At 73.1% G+C, this 15076-nt stretch carries 12 protein-coding genes, 1 tRNA gene and 1 pseudogene; 5 read left to right on the forward strand and 9 right to left on the reverse strand.

What is annotated here, in order from left to right; genetic code table 11:
* Window positions 1–64 precede the first annotated feature (64 nt).
* From GC722_RS01870 to GC722_RS01890, 5 genes and pseudogenes are all read right to left on the reverse strand, one after another.
* Entirely contained in the window at window positions 65–1501 is a 1437-nt protein-coding gene (locus GC722_RS01870) for a peptidoglycan D,D-transpeptidase FtsI family protein (protein ID WP_331714295.1), read from the reverse strand.
* Window positions 1498–2922 carry an FtsW/RodA/SpoVE family cell cycle protein gene (locus GC722_RS01875; RefSeq protein ID WP_156607421.1) on the reverse strand — a complete coding sequence of 475 codons (1425 nt, stop codon included), beginning with the start codon at window positions 2920–2922 and terminating at the stop codon, window positions 1498–1500. Before GC722_RS01875 ends, GC722_RS01870 begins: the two co-directional genes overlap by 4 nt.
* 821 nt (window positions 2923–3743) lie before the next feature.
* Window positions 3744–4508 (reverse strand): annotated as a pseudogene (locus tag GC722_RS19100) (PP2C family protein-serine/threonine phosphatase); the annotation flags it as partial.
* Window positions 4508–4981, reverse strand: coding sequence for an FHA domain-containing protein FhaB/FipA (locus GC722_RS01885; protein WP_331714296.1), 474 nt, complete (start codon window positions 4979–4981; stop codon window positions 4508–4510). The gene GC722_RS01885 and the pseudogene GC722_RS19100, both read right to left, overlap by 1 nt.
* A gap of 2 nt (window positions 4982–4983) precedes the next feature.
* Complete coding sequence (locus GC722_RS01890; protein WP_156607427.1) at window positions 4984–5694, reverse strand: FhaA domain-containing protein; 711 nt, start codon at window positions 5692–5694, stop codon at window positions 4984–4986.
* 210 nt (window positions 5695–5904) lie between these two features.
* On the opposite strand from GC722_RS01890, the gene GC722_RS01895 reads away from it, so the two are divergent.
* The 3 genes from GC722_RS01895 (at window position 5905) to GC722_RS01905 (ending at window position 8089) form a co-directional block, all read left to right on the forward strand.
* Window positions 5905–5987: transfer RNA gene (locus tag GC722_RS01895), tRNA-Leu, on the forward strand.
* Window positions 5988–6160: 173 nt separating this feature from the next.
* The gene (locus GC722_RS01900) at window positions 6161–7564 is read left to right on the forward strand and encodes an MFS transporter (protein WP_156607429.1); all 1404 of its coding nucleotides are present in this window, start codon (window positions 6161–6163) and stop codon (window positions 7562–7564) included.
* 93 nt (window positions 7565–7657) lie between these two features.
* A complete protein-coding gene (locus GC722_RS01905; protein ID WP_156607431.1) occupies window positions 7658–8089 on the forward strand; it encodes a VOC family protein in 432 nt (143 codons plus the stop codon).
* A 52-nt stretch (window positions 8090–8141) separates the two neighbouring features.
* Here the strand turns inward: GC722_RS01905 and GC722_RS01910 are convergent, their stop codons facing one another.
* Window positions 8142–8525, reverse strand: coding sequence for a DUF4870 domain-containing protein (locus tag GC722_RS01910; RefSeq protein WP_156607433.1), 384 nt, complete (start codon window positions 8523–8525; stop codon window positions 8142–8144).
* Between the two features lie 149 nt (window positions 8526–8674).
* The gene (locus tag GC722_RS01915) at window positions 8675–10882 is read right to left on the reverse strand and encodes a RecQ family ATP-dependent DNA helicase (protein WP_156607687.1); all 2208 of its coding nucleotides are present in this window, start codon (window positions 10880–10882) and stop codon (window positions 8675–8677) included.
* Between the two features lie 153 nt (window positions 10883–11035).
* Between GC722_RS01915 and GC722_RS01920 the strand changes: the two genes are divergently transcribed.
* Window positions 11036–12472 (forward strand): APC family permease, encoded by a 1437-nt coding sequence (locus GC722_RS01920; protein WP_156607435.1) that lies wholly within the window; start codon window positions 11036–11038, stop codon window positions 12470–12472.
* Between the two features lie 20 nt (window positions 12473–12492).
* Here the strand turns inward: GC722_RS01920 and GC722_RS01925 are convergent, their stop codons facing one another.
* The gene (locus GC722_RS01925) at window positions 12493–13098 is read right to left on the reverse strand and encodes a LysE/ArgO family amino acid transporter (protein ID WP_331714297.1); all 606 of its coding nucleotides are present in this window, start codon (window positions 13096–13098) and stop codon (window positions 12493–12495) included.
* A gap of 86 nt (window positions 13099–13184) precedes the next feature.
* Between GC722_RS01925 and GC722_RS01930 the strand changes: the two genes are divergently transcribed.
* The gene (locus GC722_RS01930; RefSeq protein WP_331714298.1) at window positions 13185–14084 is read left to right on the forward strand and encodes a LysR family transcriptional regulator ArgP; all 900 of its coding nucleotides are present in this window, start codon (window positions 13185–13187) and stop codon (window positions 14082–14084) included.
* 15 nt (window positions 14085–14099) lie between these two features.
* On the opposite strand, the gene GC722_RS01935 is transcribed toward GC722_RS01930, so the two are convergent.
* On the reverse strand, window positions 14100–15065 hold the full coding sequence (locus GC722_RS01935; RefSeq protein ID WP_197429693.1) for an ATP-grasp domain-containing protein: 966 nt from the start codon (window positions 15063–15065) through the stop codon (window positions 14100–14102).
* Window positions 15066–15076 lie beyond the last annotated feature (11 nt).

The following is a 15076-nucleotide window of genomic DNA, read 5'->3' on the forward strand; positions in this document are numbered from 1 at the left end:
AGGCGGGGGATCAGGGGGCGGGCGCAGGGCCGGCGGATGCTGTGCTGGCGGGTGGTGGGGCGGCTCACTCGACCACCGCCTGGGTGACCGCGCGGGCGATCGGCGCGGCCAGCCGTCCGCCGGCGATGTCGTTGCGCGCGATGTCGGCGTCCTCGATGAACACCGCCACCGCCACCTGCGGGTCGTCCATCGGCGCGGCGGAGACGAACCAGGCGTAGGGGTTGCGCTCCAGGTCCGTCTGCGCGGTGCCCGTCTTGCCGCCGACCTCGACGCCGTCGAGCCGGGCGTTCGCGCCGGTGCCCTCCTCGACGACGTCGACCATCATCTGCTGCAGCTTCGCCGCGTTCTCCGCCGACATCGCCCGGCCGAGCTCCTGGGGACGGGTCTGCCGCAGCACCGAGAGGTTGGGGGCGCGCACCTGGTCGACCAGGTAGGGCTCCATCACCACGCCGTCGTTGGCGATCCCGGCGGCCACCATGGCCATCTGCAGCGGGGAGGCGGCCACCTCGAACTGGCCGATCGCGCTGAGCGCGGTCTGCGCGTCGTCGGGGTTCTCCGGGAAGCGGCTGGCCACCCCGTTGAGGTCGGCCAGGTGGCGGGTCTCGAACCCGAACGCCTCGGCCTGCTCGCGCAGCGCGTCGGCGCCCAGCTCGACACCGAGGTTGGCGAAGGCGGTGTTGCAGGACACCTGCAGGGCCTGGTCCAGGGTGACCTCGTCCCCGCCGCAGTCGGTCTGGTTCGGCAGGTAGGTCTCGGTGCCCGGCAGCTGCAGCCGGTCGGGGCTGTCGGTCTCGGTGTCGGGCTCCCAGCCGGCCTCCAGCGCCGCCGCCGCGGTCACCAGCTTGAAGGTCGAGCCCGGGGGGTAGATCTCGCGGGCCGCCCGGTTGGCCAGCGGGCGGTCCTCGTCCTCGGCCAGCTGGGTGTAGGCCTGGTCGGCCTCGCCGATGTCGTGGCTGGCGATGGCGTTGGGGTCGTAGCTGGGGTGGCTCACCAGGGCCAGCACGGCGCCGGTGCGCGGGTCCAGCGCCACCACGGCGCCCTTGCGGTCGCCCAGCGCCTCGGCGGCGGCCCGCTGCGCCTCGGGGTTGATGGTGGTGGTGATGCTGGCGCCCTGCGGGGTGCGTCCGGTGACCAGGTCCACCAACCGGCGCACGAACAGCGAGTCGTCGGTGCCGGCCAGCTCGGTGTTGTAGGTCTCCTCCAGCCCGGAGCGGGCCCGGTCGTAGGAGTACCAGCCGGTCACGTGGGCGTAGGCCTCCGGGTCGGGGTAGACCCGCTGGTAGCGGAAGTCGCCGTCGGACTCGACGGTCTCGGCGATCAGCGTGTTGGCCACCAGGATGCCCCCGCGGTCCTGGGCGAACTCGGCGTCGCGGACCCGCCGGTTGTTCGGGTGGGCGTTGAGGGCGTCCTGACGCACGACGATCAGGTAGGTGCCGTTGCCCAGCAGCAGCGCGAACAGCAGCATGCACACCACCGCCACCCGGCGGATCGGACGGTTCACCGACGACCTCCTGCTCCGGCCCGGTCCCGGCCGATCACCTGCGTCTCCTCCGCGTCCGGCGAGGGCTCGAGCCGGGTGGCGGCGGGTTTGCGGGTCTGGTGGCTGATCACCAGCAGCAGCGCGACGATCACCCAGTTGGCGATCATCGACGACCCTCCCTGGGACATGAACGGCGTGGTCAGGCCGGTCAGCGGCAGCAGCCGTGTCACGCCGCCGATGATGATGAAGACCTGCAGCGCCAGCACGAACGACAGACCGGTGGCGAGCAGGGTGCCGAACTGGTCCTTGGCGGCGAGTGCGGTGCGCAGCCCGCGGGCGACGACGATCCCGTACACGGTGATCACCGCCATCAGGCCGGCCATCCCCAGCTCCTCGCCGACCGCGGCGGCGATGAAGTCGCTGCGCGCCAGCGGGGTCAGCCCGGGTCGGCCCAGCCCGAGCCCGGTGCCCAGCAGGCCGCCCCAGGCCAGCCCGAACTGGGCGGCGATGATCTGCCCGTTCTGGTCGATGTCGTCGAAGGGGTGCAGCCAGGAGTCGATCCGCACGCTGACGTGCGCCAGCTGCCCGACCCGGTCGGCGAGAAGCACGGCCGCCCCCGCGCCGAGGGCGAACATGGCCGTCCCCAGCACCGCCCAGCCGGGCCGCTCGGTCGAGACGTAGAGCATCATCACGAACAGCCCGAAGAACAGCAGGGACGTCCCCAGGTCGCGCTGGTAGACCAGCACCAGCAGGCTGGCCAGCCAGACCAGCAGGATCGGGCCGAGGTCGCGGGCGCGGGGCAGGTCGAGGCCGAGCACCCGCCACCCCGCCAGCGCCAGCACGTCGCGCTTCTCCACCAGGTAGGAGGAGAAGGCGATGGCCAGCACCACCTTGGCCACCTCGGCCGGCTGGAAGGAGAAACCGGCCACGGTGATCCAGATCCGGGCGCCGAACTGCGAGGTGCCGATCACCGGCAGCAGCGGCAGCAGCAGCAGCGCGATGCCGGCCAGCCCGAGGGTGTAGGTGAAGCGGATCAGCGGACGGTGGTCGCGCAGCACGAGCGCCGTCAGCACCAGCAGCGCCACCCCGAGCGCGGTCCACATCAGCTGCTGGGTGGCGCCGGACGTCGGCGGCTCGTTGATCAGGTCGATGCGGTGGATCATGGCCAGGCCGAGGCCGTTGAGCAGCAGCACGCAGGGCAGCAGCAGCGGGTCGGCGTAGGGCAGCCGGAGCCGCACCACCAGGTGCGCCACCAGGCCGAGCCCGAACCACAGGCCCGCCACCACCGGCAGCTCGTCGGGCAGCCGGGCGGACTGGTTGAGGTGGATCAGCGCGTAGGCGCCCAGACCGACCGCCTGCGCGAACAGGATCATCACCAGCTCGACGTTGCGGCGCTTGCGGTGCACCATCACGACGCTGGGGACCTCGCTGAGCAACGCCATCAGCAGGTCCCGTCCTCGGGCGGCGGCGGGGTGCTCCCGGTCGGGCCGGGGGAGGGCGGCTCGGTCTCGTCGGGTGCGGGGGTCGAGGGCCGTGGGGTGGGCTCGGTGGTGGCCTCGGCCCGCTCCTCGCGCTGGCGGATGCACTCCTGCGAGACCTCGGCCAGCTCGGCGACGGTGGTCCGGGCCGCGGCCAGGCTGTTCACCTCGATGGTGGCGCGGACCTGCTCCTGGTACAGCAGCGGCAGGTCGGCGATGGCGGTCTGCTGGATCTCGTAGACCTGGTTCAGGGCCAGCCCGCCGATCTCGTCGGGCAGCCCCCGGTAGATGGCGATGCGGTCGTCGGCCGGACCGACGAAGTACTGGGTCCGGCCCCACAGCACGGCCCCGGTGGCCGCCCCGCCCAGCAGCACCACGACCAGCAGCAGGGTCAGCACGACGCGGAGCACGCGGCGGCGGGCGGGCGGCGGGGCCTGCAGGGCGTAGCGGTCGGACTCGGGGTCGGGGGAGGTCGCGCTGACGGGGGTGCTCACGGTCCGCGGGGTGGCCGGCAGCGGGGCGCTGGGGGCGTCGAGGTCGTCCTCGCCGTCGTCGTCGCCGTCGCCCAGGTCGATGGTCTGGGGGCGGACCGAGACGTCGGGGATGTCGGTGGAGCCGGCCGCGCCGAGCACCATCACGTCGGCCAGCTCGGGGTCGTCGCCGGCCTCGACCAGGTCGGCGATCAGGATGGTGATGTTGTCGATGCCGCCCTCGGCGTGGGCCTCGGCCAGCAGCAGCCGCAGCGCCTCCTCGGGGTCGGGGACGGCGAGCAGCGGCTCCATCACCGCGTCGTCGACCAGACCGCAGAGGCCGTCGGAGCAGAACAGCAGCCGGTCGCCGGCGCGCAGCCGGTGGGTGCTCAGGTCGGGGTCGTTGGCGGGCTGGCCGTTGAGCACCTTGAGCAGCAGCGAGCGGTGCGGGTGGTAGGCCGCCTCCTCGGGGCTGATCCGGCCGTCGTCGACCAGGCTCTGCACCCACGAGTGGTCGTGGGTGAGGCGCTGCAGCACGCCGTCGCGCAGCAGGTACACCCGCGAGTCGCCGATGTGGGCCAGCGCCAGGTGCTCGCCGTCGAACATGCCGGCGTCGAGGGTGGTGCCCATCCCCTCCAGGGAGTGGTCGGCGGCCACCAGGTCGGCGATCCGGTCGTTGGCGCGGGCCACGATCCCGGCCAGCGAACCGAGCATCTCGTCGACCGCCAGCGGCACCTCGTTGGGGTCGACCGGCTCGGGCTCGCCCTCGGCCCCGCCCGTGCCAGTCCCGCCCGTGCCAGTCCCGTCCGTGCCAGTCCCGTCTGGCCCGGCGACGGGCGGCTCCGGGTCGCGGGGCGGTTCGTCGGTGCCCTCCCGGGCGGCCTCGGCGGCCTGCCGCAGCTCGGCGTCGGCGGCCTTGACCTCGGCGATCGCGACCGCGGAGGCCAGGTCGCCGGCGGCGGCGCCGCCCATCCCGTCGGCCACCACCAGCAGGGTCGGGCTGGCGTAGCCGGAGTCCTGGTTGTTCTTGCGGACCAGACCGACCTCGGAGTGGGCTACGTAGCGCAGCTGCAGGCTCATCAGCTCACCAGCTTCAGCACCGTGCGACCGATCCTCACGCTGTCGACCAGGGTGATGGTGGTGGGGGCGGTGATCCGCTGGCCGTTGACGTAGGTGCCGTTGGTGGAGCCGAGGTCCTCGACGTAGTACCCGCCGGAGCTGTCGGCGTCGATGCGGGCGTGACGGGTCGAGACGTAGTCGTCGTCGAGCAGGATGGCGCAGTCGGAGCTGCGCCCGATCAGCACCGGTCCGGAGAACAGGTCGGCCCGCAGGCCCTGCTTGTTGCCGTTGGTGACCTCCACCGCCCTGGGGGTCTGCTTGGCCCGGCGCCGCCCGCGGGGCCGGTGCGGCTGCTCCAGCTGCTGGGGGAGCTCGCTGGCCTGCACGGTGCGGCCGAAGAGGTCGGTGCGGATGACGGAGGCGGCGGAGAGGATGAAGACCCACAGCAGCGCCAGGAAGAGCACCTTGAGCAAGGTGACGACGAGTTCGGACACGCTCAGCTCCCCGCAGGGGCGTGCACGAGCATCCGGGTCGACCCGATCTCGATCCGTGAGCCCGCGTCCAGCCGCGCGGAGCGCACCCGCTGGCCGTTCACCACGATGCCGTTCGTGCTGCCGAGGTCGTTGATCTCGATGAACAGGTCCGCCCCGCTGCCGCGCACGTCGATCTTGGCGTGGCGCCGCGAGATGCCGGGGTCGCTGATCCGCAGGTCGGCCTCGGTGCCGCGCCCGATCACCAGGCCGGGCGGCACCAGCGGGTGGCGCATGCCGTTGACCTCGAGGACCAGCTGCGCGCGGTTGATCTGGGTGGTGGTGGCGGGCCGGTCGGCGTCCACCCCGGCGACGGCCTCCGAGGCCACGGTGAAGCGGCCGGTGGGCAGGGAGTCGTCCAGCTCGTAGTGGATCATGATGGGCCCGTTGAAGACGTAGCCCTGCTCCTGGGCGTGGCGGCGCAGCTCGGGGATCAGCTCACCGGTGAGGGTCTTGCCGTAGGGGGTCAGCCGCTCGTAGTCGTGCTCGCTGAGCCCGATGATGAACTCGTTGGGCACCAGCCGGCGGTCGCGCGACATCAGCTTGGCCTCGGAGTCGAGCTCGCGCTGCAGCCGCGCGGCGATCTCCACCGGCTGGACGTCACCCTTGAAGGCGCGCGCGAAGACGCCGTTGACCGCTCCCTCGATCCGCTTCTCGAACCGGTCGAAAACGCCCATGACCCTCCTCTCGCACGCCGGACCAGCCCTGATCCTATGCGGGGGCCGCGTCGTGCGGCGACCCGAGCGCAGGCGTGCGCCCGGGTTCGGACCCCGGTGCGACGGTAGCGGGCCAGCCGGTCCGACCGTGGGAGGACGAGGCCCGAATCGTCTTCCCGGCCCGAGCCGTGCTAGAGTTCCACGGCCGGTTCACGCAGGGCTGTGGATCGAGCGCGAGTGGCGGAACGGCAGACGCGCTGGCTTCAGGTGCCAGTGTCCTTAGGGACGTGGAGGTTCAAATCCTCTCTCGCGCACCCCACGGGGTGCCTGTTCGGCAGCCCGAAGACCCCCGTCCGGAGCGATCCGGGCGGGGGTCTTCGCATGCCGCCGGTGCTGCGCCCGGCGGTGTCCACGTGGGGCCCGGCGGTGTCCGGAGGTGGCAGCCTGGGTCGGCACGTCCCACCGCGGGGCGCAGGCAGGAGAACCGATGGCCACCGAGCACACCACACCGACGAGCGAGACCGTCGGCCCCACGAACCCGCGGGGCCGGGTGATCGTGGCCAGCCTGATCGGCACCTCGATCGAGTTCTTCGACTTCTACGCCTACGCCACCGCGGCCGTCCTGGTCTTCCCCTCGCTCTTCTTCACCGGCGCCGACGAGACCTCCCGGCTGCTCGCCTCCCTCGCCGTGTTCGGGGTGGCGTTCGTGGCCCGTCCGGTCGGCTCCATCCTGTTCGGCCACTTCGGGGACCGCATCGGGCGCAAGGGGACGCTGGTCGGCTCGCTGCTGCTGATGGGCATCGCCACCTTCCTGATCGGCTGCCTGCCCACCGCCCACACCCCCGGCTGGGAGTTCTGGGCCCCGGCGCTGCTGGTGGTGATGCGCTTCTGCCAGGGCCTGGGTCTGGGCGGGGAGTGGTCGGGGGCGGCGCTGCTGGCCACCGAGAACGCCCCCGCCGGCCGACGGGCCGTCTACGGCACCTTCCCCCAGCTCGGTGCGCCCATCGGCTTCATCCTCGCCAACGGGGTCTTCGTGGTGCTCAGCCTCGCGCTGAGCCCCGCGCAGTTCCAGCAGTGGGGCTGGCGGGTGCCGTTCCTGATCAGCATCGTGCTGGTGGCGATCGGGCTCTACGTGCGGTTCAAGCTGATCGAGAGCCCCGCCTTCCAGAAGGTCCTCGACGCCGGGGAGGTGGCCCAGGTTCCGCTCGTCCGCGCCTTCCGCACCGCCTGGCGGCCGATGCTGCTGGGGACCTTCATCATGCTGGCCACCTACGTGCTCTTCTACATGATGACCACCTTCACCATGACCTACGGCACCACGCCGGCCACGGTCGACGCCGCCCGCGCGGCGGCGGAGGCGGCGGGACGTCCCTTCGACCCCGCCGGCTTCCTGCCCGGTCTGGGCTACAGCCGGACCGACTTCCTCACCATGCTCATCATCGGCGTGGTGTTCTTCGGCGTCTTCACCCTGGTCGCCGGCCCGCTGGCGGAGCGGCTCGGCCGCCGGCGGCTGCTGATCGGGGTCACCGCGGCCATCGCCGTCTTCGGCCTGGTGTTCTCGACCCTCTTCGACGCCGGCACCGTCGGCGTGATGGCCGGGCTGGTGGTCGGGCTGTCGCTGATGGGTCTGACCTTCGGCCCGATGGGCGCCGTGCTGCCGGAGCTGTTCGCCACCAGCGTGCGCTACACCGGCAGCGCGATCAGCTACAACGTGGCCAGCATCCTGGGTGCGGCGGTGGCCCCGACCATCTTCGTCGCGCTGTGGGCGGCGGCCGACGGCAGCGTCTTCTGGGTGGGCGCCTACCTCACCGCGACCGCGCTGATCACGCTGGTGGCGCTGCTGCTGAGCCGCGACACCGGCGACGTGGACTACACCAGCCGGACGCGGTGAAAACCCTGGTGGGCCCCACCCGCCCCCGCTAGCGTTCGAGCAGGACCCTCGAAAACGCCGGGGCCAGACCCTCAGAACCGCCGGGAGCGCACCATGGCCGTCCGACTCAACCCGTACCTCAGCTTCGCCGGCGACGCCCGGGCGGCGATGGAGTTCTACCAGGGGGTGTTCGGCGGCGAGCTCAGCGTCAGCACCTTCGGCGAGTTCGGCGAACCCGACGCGCCCGGCGCCGACGGCGTCATGCACGCCCAGCTGGAGGCCGGGGACACCCTCGTGCTGATGGCCGCCGACACCCCGCCGGGGATGGAGCACCAGCCGGGCACGAACGTGGCCCTCAGCCTCAGCGGTGACGATGCCGAGACGCTGCGCGGCTACTGGACGGCGCTGTCGGCCGACGGCGAGATCCAGGTGCCGCTGGAGATGCAGATGTGGGGCGACGAGTTCGGCCAGTGCGTCGACCGGTTCGGCATCGTCTGGATGGTCAACATCGCCGGCGAGCAGGCCGAGTCCACCGAGCAGCCCTGAGCGGCGACGTGCGCGCTGCCCCGAGCGGCCGGGCGCGCGCCGCCGACCGGGGTCAGTGCAGGATCCGCACCTGCTTGGGGTAGGTGTAGAGCACGCCGTTGCTCGCCCGGACCGCGCCGAGGACGTGGCACACCACCGTCATCACCGCCGCCACCACCCACAGCACCACGGCGACCGGGAACGCGATCACCGTGATGGCGCAGATCCAGCCCAGCACCGACAGCAGCCACGCCCACAGGTTGAAGTTGAAGGCGCCGGCGGCGGAGCGCCGGACGAAGTCGCTGCGGTGGCGGTACACCAGCCAGACCAGCAGCGGGCCGACGAAGCTGAGCCAGCCCGCGCTCACCACCATGGCGATGATGGCCGAGAGGTGGGCGAGGACCGCCGGGGTGCGCTCGTCGGCGCGCACCGTCGCGGGCGGGTAGCTGGTGGTCATGGGTCCCTCCGTGTGGGTTCGTGGTGCTCCCAGTGAAGCGCCCCTCGGGTCCTCGCCGGCGCCGGCTGGGGGTCGCGTCAGGGCCGGCCGCGCCGCGGATCAGGACCGCCCCCGAGCCGACGCCGGACGGCCACGCCGCCGGCCGGCGCTCAGCCCGCCTGGGCGAGGGTGAAGGGGAGCACCGCGGGAGCCCCGTGCTGGCGCAGCAGCCGGGCGGCGGCGGTCAGCGTCCAGCGTGAGTCGCAGAGGTCGTCCACCAGCAGCACCGGGCCGGCCAGCTGCTGGAGCCGTCCGGCCAGCTCCTCGCCGACGGCGAAGCGGCGCAGCACCTCCGCCGCCCGGTAGGCGCTGTTGCCGCCCCGCCCGCTGACCGGCTCCCCGACGAGGTCCAGGGACCCCAGCTGCTCCAGCCGCCCCACCGTGGCCAGACCCTGCGCCAGCGAGGCCACCAGCCGGGGTCGTGAGAGCGAGGGGACCGAGACCACGGCCACCGGCCGCTGCTCCCACCCCCACTGCCGCAGCACCTCCACGCAGGCGCCCGCCAGCGATGCGGGCACCTCCGCGTCGACCGGACGACCCTGCTCGTCGCTGCGGAACAGTCCCCGCAGCGCCTGGCCCCAGCCCAGGTCCGTCAACCGGGCCACCGCCCGTCCCGGCTCGGCCTGCTCGCCGGCAGCGATCCGGCCCGACAGCTGCAGACCCAGCCGTGACATCCCCGACGGCCACTGGGCTCGCGGCTCGATCACCACACCGACCCGGCTCAGCCCCGACTCCGCCCGCTGCACCCAGTCCGTCGGCACCTCGGTCGGGTACCAGGGCGGCTGACCGGCGGCCCGCAGGCAGGAGTCGCAGCGGCCGCAGGGCTCGGCGTCGCGGTCGTCGAGCTGCTCGACCAGGAACTGCATCCGGCAGCGGTCCGTCTGCTGGTACTCCCGCATGGCCTGCTGCTCGGCCCGGCGCGCCTCGGCGATGCGGCGGTAGCGCTCCTCGTCGTAGTGCCAGCCCTGCCCGGTGCTGACCCAGCCGCCCCGCACGTTGCTGACCGCCCCGTCGACCGAGAGCACCTTCAGCAGCAGCTCCAGCGGGGTGCGGCGCAGGTCGACCCGGGCCTCCAGCGCCGGCACCGACAGCGGCCCGCCGGCCTCCTCCAGCGCGGCCAGCACCGCGTCGGCCTTGCTGCGGCTCGGCATGGTGGCGGTGGCGAAGTGGTGCCAGATGTCGGCGTCCTCGGGACCGGGCAGCAGCAGCACGTCCGCCCGCTCGGTGGCCCGCCCGGCACGGCCCACCTGCTGGTAGTAGGCCACCGGCGACGAGGGCGCTCCGAGGTGGACCACGAAGCCGAGGTCGGGCTTGTCGAAGCCCATGCCGAGCGCGGTGGTGGCCACCAGCGCCTTGATCTCGTTGCGCTTCAGCTCGCCCTCGGCCTGCTCGCGCTCGGCGGCGTCCGTCCGGCCGGTGTAGGCGCGGACCGCGTGGCCGGCCTCGGCCAGCACGCGGGCGGTGTCCTCGGCGGCGGAGACGGTGAGGGTGTAGACGATCCCGCTGCCGGGCAGCGACTCCAGGTGGGTGAGCAGCCACCCCAGCCGCTGCCGCGCGCTCTGCAGCTGCAGCACCCCCAGCCGCAGCGAGGAGCGGGTCAGCGGCCCCCGCAGGGTGAACACCCCGTCCGACCCCGGCCGGGGAGCGCCACCGGGCCCGGGCAGGGCGCCGAGCTGCTCGGCCACGTCGGCGATCACCCGCTCGTTGGCCGTGGCCGTCGTCGCCAGCACCGGCGTCCCCTCCGGCAGGAGCGCGATGATCCCGGCGATCCGGCGGTAGTCGGGGCGGAAGTCGTGACCCCAGTCGGAGATGCAGTGGGCCTCGTCGACCACCAGCAGGCCCAGCCGCTCGAGCAGGGTGGGCAGCACCGACTCGCGGAAGCGGGGGTTGGTCAGCCGCTCCGGGCTGATCAGCAGCACGTCGACGGCGTCCCCGCGCAGCTGCTGCTCGACGTCCTCCCACTCGGTCTGGTTGGCGGAGTTGATCGCCACCGCCCGCACCCCGGCCCGTTCGGCGGCAGCGATCTGGTCGCGCATCAGCGCCAGCAGCGGGGAGACGATGACCGTCGGGCCGGCTCCTCGGGCCCGCAGCAGCATGCTGGCCACGAAGTAGACCGCCGACTTGCCCCAGCCGGTGCGCTGGACCACCAGTGCCCGGCGCCGCCCCTGCACCAGCGCCTCGACCGCCTCGAACTGACCCGGGTGGAAGTCGACCTCGACCCCGGGGCGCGACGCCGAGGTCAGGGCGCGCAGCCGGGCCAGGGCCTCCTCGCGCACGGTGGACGTCGCCTCGGACTGGTCGGTGCTCACGCTGTGCAGTATGTCTGCTGCCACCGACCAGACCCGTGCCGGCGGTGGCCCTGGGGACGGCGCCCCGCCCCTGTGGACGGCGCCGACGGCGCGCCCCGGCCCCGGACCTGTTCAGCGGCTGCGGGCTGTGGTCGACTGGTCCGACACCGGAGGAGGAGCGAGATGGCCGACAACGTGGGGGCGAGGCCCGCCCAGCCGAACACCCCGTCGCACACGGGGGAGGAGCCCACCGAGCTCAGGCGGGTGATCGGCCCCGGGCTGCTGCTGCTGTTCATCGTCGGCGACATCCTCGGCACGGGCATCTACTCCCTCACCGGCCGGGTGGCCGCGGAGGTGGGGGGTGCGGTGTGGCTGCCCTTCCTGGCCGCCTTCGTGGTGGCCTTCCTCACCGCCTTCAGCTACCTGGAGCTGGTCACCAAGTACCCGCGGGCCGGCGGTGCGGCGATCTACACGCACCGGGCCTTCAAGATCCACTTCCTCACCTTCCTGGTCACCTTCGCGGTGATGTGCTCGGGGCTCACCTCGGCCTCGAGCGCGGCGAAGTCCTTCGCCGGCAACCTGTTCGCCGCGATCGGGGTGGACGAGCCGGGGGAGTGGGTGCTGCTGATCGCCGCGCTGGCCTTCATGACGGGGGTGGCGCTGATCAACCTGCGCGGTGTGGGCGAGAGCGTGAAGGCCAACGTGGTGCTCACCTGCATCGAGCTCAGCGGTCTGCTGATCGTCATCGCGGTGGGCGCCTGGGCGCTGCTGCGCGGCGTGGGCGAGACGGCCCGGCTGACCGAGTTCAACGTGCCCGAGGGTGAGACCGCCTTCGGCGCGGTCACCGCGGCCACGGCGCTGGCCTTCTTCGCCATGGTCGGCTTCGAGGACTCGGTCAACATGGCCGAGGAGACGAAGAACCCCAGCCGGGTCTTCCCGAAGTACATGATCCTCGCCCTGGTCATCACGGGCGTGATCTACGTGCTGGTGGCGATCTCGTCCGTGGCCCTGGTCTCCCCGGCGGAGCTGGGTGAGGGCACCACCCCGCTGCTGAAGGTGGTGGAGGCCGGCGCCCCCGGGTTCCCGATCGCGCTGTTCGCCTGGATCTCCATGTTCGCGGTGGCGAACTCGGCCCTGATCAACATGCTGATGGCCAGCCGGCTGCTCTACGGCATGGCGCGCGAGAACGTGCTGCCGCGCGGGCTGGGCCGCGTGCTGCCGGGCCGGCGCACCCCGGTGGTGGCCATCGTGTTCACCACCGTGCTGGCCTTCGCGCTGATCTCGCTGGCCGACCTGACCGCCCTGGGTGGCACCACCTCGCTGATCCTGCTGTGCGTGTTCACGGTGGTGAACATCGCGGTGCTGGTGCTGCGCCGCGACGAGGTCGGGCACCAGCACTTCCGCACGCCCGCGGTGATCCCGGTGCTGGGGGCGCTGCTGTGCGCCTACCTCGCCAGCCCGCTGTCGGGCCGCTCCACCGCCGACTACGAGGTCGCCGGCTGGCTGATGCTGATCGGCGTGGCGCTGGGCGTGATCACCCTGCTGCTCAACAAGTACGTCTTCCACCGCCGGGTCGAGATCGGCAGCCACGAGATCGACCCCAGGACGCCGCGGCGCTGAGGCGGCCGTCCGGGCCGGGGTCAGCCGAGCAGCAGCGTGACGCCCAGCACCAGCATGGTCACGCCGATCACGACGTCGATCACCCGCCAGGCCCGGGGCCGGTCCAGCCACCGGCTCAGCCGGTGCGCCCCCGCGCCCAGCGCGCTGAACCAGACCGCGCTGGCGGTCGCCGACCCGAGCACGAACCACCACCTCCGGTCCCCGTGACCGTTGGCCAGCGCGCCGAGCAGCACGACGGTGTCGAGGTAGACGTGGGGGTTGAGGAAGGTGAGGGCGGCGGCGGTCAGCAGGGCGGTCCGGCGGGAGCCGGCGCCCTCGCTGCGGGCCACCAGGACGCCGGGACGCACGGCCCGCCGCAGCGCGAGCAGGGCGTAGCCCAGCAGGAAGAGTCCGCCGGCCACCCGGGCCGCCGTCGCGAACCACGGTGCCGCCTCGACCAGCACCCCGAGCCCGGCGGCGCCGGCGCTCATCAGCACCACGTCCGCTCCGGTGCAGAGCAGCACCACGGGCAGCACGTGCTCGCGACGCAGGCCCTGGCGCAGCACGAAGGCGTTCTGCGCACCGATCGCGACGATCAGCGCCGCCCCGCTCAGGAAGCCGGTCAGCACGACGGAGAGGAGGTCCACGGCGACGAGGCTAGGTCCGCCCTGCTCTGCAGTCGAACGAAAGAACCTGACGTTGCTGAAGCGCTGCTTCATCTAGGGTTGGCGCCGTGGACCTCGACACCGGCGCCCTCACCACGCTGGCCACCGTGCTGCGGCTGGGGAGCCTGGAGGCGGCGGCGCGCGAGCTGCACCTGACGCCGTCGGCGGTGAGCCAGCGGCTCCGGGCCCTGGAGAACCGTGTCGGGCAGGTGCTGGTGCGGCGCAGCCGCCCGGTCCGCCCCACCGAGGGCGGCGAGGTGCTGCTGCGGCTGGCCGCCCAGATCGAGCTGCTGCAGGCCGAGGCGCTCGCGGAGCTGCGCGCCGGGTCCGAGCCGGACGGGCCGCCCATGGAGCTGGCCGTCGCGGTGAACGCCGACTCCCTGGCCACCTGGTTCCTGCCCGTGGTGGCCGACGTCCAGGCGAGCCAGCACGTGGTGCTCGAGCTGCTCCGTGACGACGAGCGGCACTCGGCCGACCTGCTCCGCCAGGGACGCGTCATCGCCGCCGTCACCTCCGACCCGCGGCCCATCCAGGGCTGCCGGACGGTGCCGCTGGGCTCGCTGCGCTACCTCGCGGTGGCGGCTCCCGGCTGGGTGCGACGGTGGGGCGCCGGCTCCGAGGTCGACCTGGCCCGGGCCCCGATGCTCGTCTTCGACCGGCGCGACTCGACCCAGCACGCCATGCTGGCCGCCCGGGGCTGGCAGGGACCGGTGCCGCCGGTGACCAGCGTCCCCTCCTCCGCCGACTTCGAGCGGGCGGTCCGGTTGGGGATCGGCTGGGGGATGCTGCCCGAGCCGACGATCAGCGACGCCCTCGCCGAGGGGGAGCTGGTCGCGCTGTGGCCCGGCGACGGGCACCTCGACGTCGCCCTCTACTGGCAGCACTGGCGGCTGGGGTCGACGACCACGACCGCGCTGACCCGGGCGGTGCGGGACCGGGCGGCGCAGGTGCTGCGACCACCCGGCTGAGCACCCGCCCCGCGATCAGGGGAGCCGGGCGGCCAGCGAGCCCAGGTGGCGGGCCAGCGCCCGCGGTCCCGACCGGGGGGCGACCGCCTCGACGGAGGCGTTGTAGTTGGTGTTGGTGTTGACGTCGTAGGTGAGCACCCGGCCGTCGGCGGCCTCGATGAACTCGATGCCGCACACCTCCAGCCCCATCCGGTCGGCGAAGGCCAGGTACTGCTGCACCAGGGCCGGGTCCACGTCCTCGCGCAGCGTGAACAGCTCCTGGTCCGGGTCGGGGGCGAGGGTCGCCCCCGGCGGGACCACCGGTCGTCCGGTCGCGGGGTCGAGGGCGCAGGCGTCGGCGGGGCAGAGCTGGAACCCGCCGCGGGCGGTGTCGGCGGAGATGGCGTACACCAGCTCGCCGGCGACGATCTCGACGCGGGTGATCCGAGGTTCCGCCGCCTGCACGTACTCCTGCACCAGGGTGATGCCGTCGACCGGGTGCTCGACGTCGGGGCCGGCGAGGTGCTCGGCCAGCTCCTCCACGGAGTCGAACCGGTGGACGCCCAGACCCTTGCCGCCCTGGTTGTGCTTGGTCACGAAGGGCGCCGGCACCGACCGCGCCGCCCGCAGCACCTGCTCGGGCCCGATCGCGGCCACCGTCCGCGGCACCGCGATGCCGGCCGCGCGCAGCGCGGTGAGCTGGTCGACCTTGCTCATCTCGAGCTCCAGCACCCGGCGGCCGTTGACCGTGCGACGGCCGTGCGACTCCAGCCAGGACAGCACGGCGCGCGCGTAGTCCTTGGAGAGCCCGTGCCCGCGGGTGTGGGAGGAGGCGCTGAGGCGGGACCAGAAGATGCCCTCCGGCGGCGCCTCGGTCAGGTCCAGGGTGCCCTCGGTCAGCAGCCACTCCGTGACCGGCACCCCCTCCGCGGCGAACGCGTCGGCGAAGGGCGGCCACCACTCCGGGTTCTCGTGCAGGGCGTAGACCATCGGTGTGCTCACGTGGGCACAAG

The organism is Auraticoccus cholistanensis (assembly GCF_009742705.1).
Classification (GTDB): Bacteria; Actinomycetota; Actinomycetes; order Propionibacteriales; family Propionibacteriaceae; genus Auraticoccus; species Auraticoccus cholistanensis.